At 56.6% G+C, this 2,249-nt stretch carries 2 rRNA genes; both read left to right on the top strand.

Going from position 1 to position 2,249, the window contains the following annotated elements:
- The first annotated feature begins 107 nt into the window (after positions 1 to 107).
- Positions 108 to 1,634 (top strand): 16S ribosomal RNA (locus BLP88_RS18545).
- 533 nt (positions 1,635 to 2,167) lie between these two features.
- Positions 2,168 to 2,249, top strand: a 23S ribosomal RNA gene (locus tag BLP88_RS18540); the annotation flags it as partial.

The following is a 2,249-nucleotide window of genomic DNA, read 5'->3' as shown; positions in this document are numbered from 1 at the left end:
CTGGATTGTCCACCCCCGTGGATGGTTTGGTGTTTTTAGCTGGTTTCAAATTTTGTGCAGCCGGGTGTGGTGTTATTTCCATTGTGCCTGGTTGTGTCTGTTTTACTTCAACGGAGAGTTTGATCCTGGCTCAGGATGAACGCTGGCGGCGTGCTTAACACATGCAAGTCGAACGATGAAGCACCGCTTGCGGTGTGGATTAGTGGCGAACGGGTGAGTAACACGTGAGTAACCTGCCCTTGACTCTGGGATAAGCCTGGGAAACTGGGTCTAATACCGGATATGACCTTTCACCGCATGGTGGGGGGTGGAAAGCTTTTGTGGTTTTGGATGGACTCGCGGCCTATCAGCTTGTTGGTGGGGTAATGGCCTACCAAGGCGATGACGGGTAGCCGGCCTGAGAGGGTGACCGGCCACACTGGGACTGAGACACGGCCCAGACTCCTACGGGAGGCAGCAGTGGGGAATATTGCACAATGGGCGCAAGCCTGATGCAGCGACGCCGCGTGAGGGATGACGGCCTTCGGGTTGTAAACCTCTTTCAGTAGGGAAGAAGCTTTCGGGTGACGGTACCTGCAGAAGAAGCGCCGGCTAACTACGTGCCAGCAGCCGCGGTAATACGTAGGGCGCAAGCGTTATCCGGAATTATTGGGCGTAAAGAGCTCGTAGGCGGTTTGTCGCGTCTGCTGTGAAAGACCGGGGCTCAACTCCGGTTCTGCAGTGGGTACGGGCAGACTAGAGTGATGTAGGGGAGACTGGAATTCCTGGTGTAGCGGTGAAATGCGCAGATATCAGGAGGAACACCGATGGCGAAGGCAGGTCTCTGGGCATTAACTGACGCTGAGGAGCGAAAGCATGGGGAGCGAACAGGATTAGATACCCTGGTAGTCCATGCCGTAAACGTTGGGCACTAGGTGTGGGGGACATTCCACGTTTTCCGCGCCGTAGCTAACGCATTAAGTGCCCCGCCTGGGGAGTACGGCCGCAAGGCTAAAACTCAAAGGAATTGACGGGGGCCCGCACAAGCGGCGGAGCATGCGGATTAATTCGATGCAACGCGAAGAACCTTACCAAGGCTTGACATGGACCGGACCGGGCTGGAAACAGTCCTTCCCTTCGGGGCTGGTTCACAGGTGGTGCATGGTTGTCGTCAGCTCGTGTCGTGAGATGTTGGGTTAAGTCCCGCAACGAGCGCAACCCTCGTTCCATGTTGCCAGCGGGTTATGCCGGGGACTCATGGGAGACTGCCGGGGTCAACTCGGAGGAAGGTGGGGACGACGTCAAATCATCATGCCCCTTATGTCTTGGGCTTCACGCATGCTACAATGGCCGGTACAATGGGTTGCGATACTGTGAGGTGGAGCTAATCCCAAAAAGCCGGTCTCAGTTCGGATTGGGGTCTGCAACTCGACCCCATGAAGTCGGAGTCGCTAGTAATCGCAGATCAGCAACGCTGCGGTGAATACGTTCCCGGGCCTTGTACACACCGCCCGTCAAGTCACGAAAGTTGGTAACACCCGAAGCCGGTGGCCTAACCCCTTTGTGGGAGGGAGCCGTCGAAGGTGGGACCGGCGATTGGGACTAAGTCGTAACAAGGTAGCCGTACCGGAAGGTGCGGCTGGATCACCTCCTTTCTAAGGAGCATCTGCCGATTTCCTGGTGGCCGCATGGTTGCCGGGGGTTGGTCAGGAGAAGGCCCATTGCGCAGGCGTATGTTCTGCGGTGGGTGCTCATGGGTGGAATATCAACGAATCAAACTGGTTTTGGCATGGCCGCCTTCGGGGTGTCCTGGTGTGAGTACGGCAATCCTGCTGCTTTTGTGGTGGGGGTTGCGGGGAAAGCGTTCCGGGGTGTTCTGGTGTGGTGGTTGTGTTTGGTGCACTGTTGGGTCCTGAGGCAACAGGACCTGCAACGATGAGTTGCCGGGCCCGTGGGGGTGCCCCTTTTTGGGGTGTTCTGGGGTTTCTGGTTTCCTGCCTTCGCCGAAGCGCGCACGGTTTGTGTGTGTGGGGTGTGGGGGTTGGGGTTGTTGTTTGAGAACTACATAGTGGACGCGAGCATCTTGAGGCATGCACCTGTTTTGCGGGTGTGTGTTGATAGCAATTTCTTTGAAGGACCCTGGCCCTTTGTGGGCCGTGGTTCTCTCGAGTTAGTTTTTGATCTGTGTGGTCAAGTTTTTAAGGGCACACGGTGGATGCCTTGGCATCAGGAGCCGATGAAGGACGTAGGAATCTGCGATAAGCCTGGGG

Source organism: Arthrobacter cupressi, from assembly GCF_900099975.1.
Taxonomy (GTDB): Bacteria; Actinomycetota; Actinomycetes; order Actinomycetales; family Micrococcaceae; genus Arthrobacter; species Arthrobacter cupressi.
The sequence above is the reverse complement of the archived record's forward strand: the minus strand, read 5'-3'. Positions and strand labels throughout refer to the sequence as shown.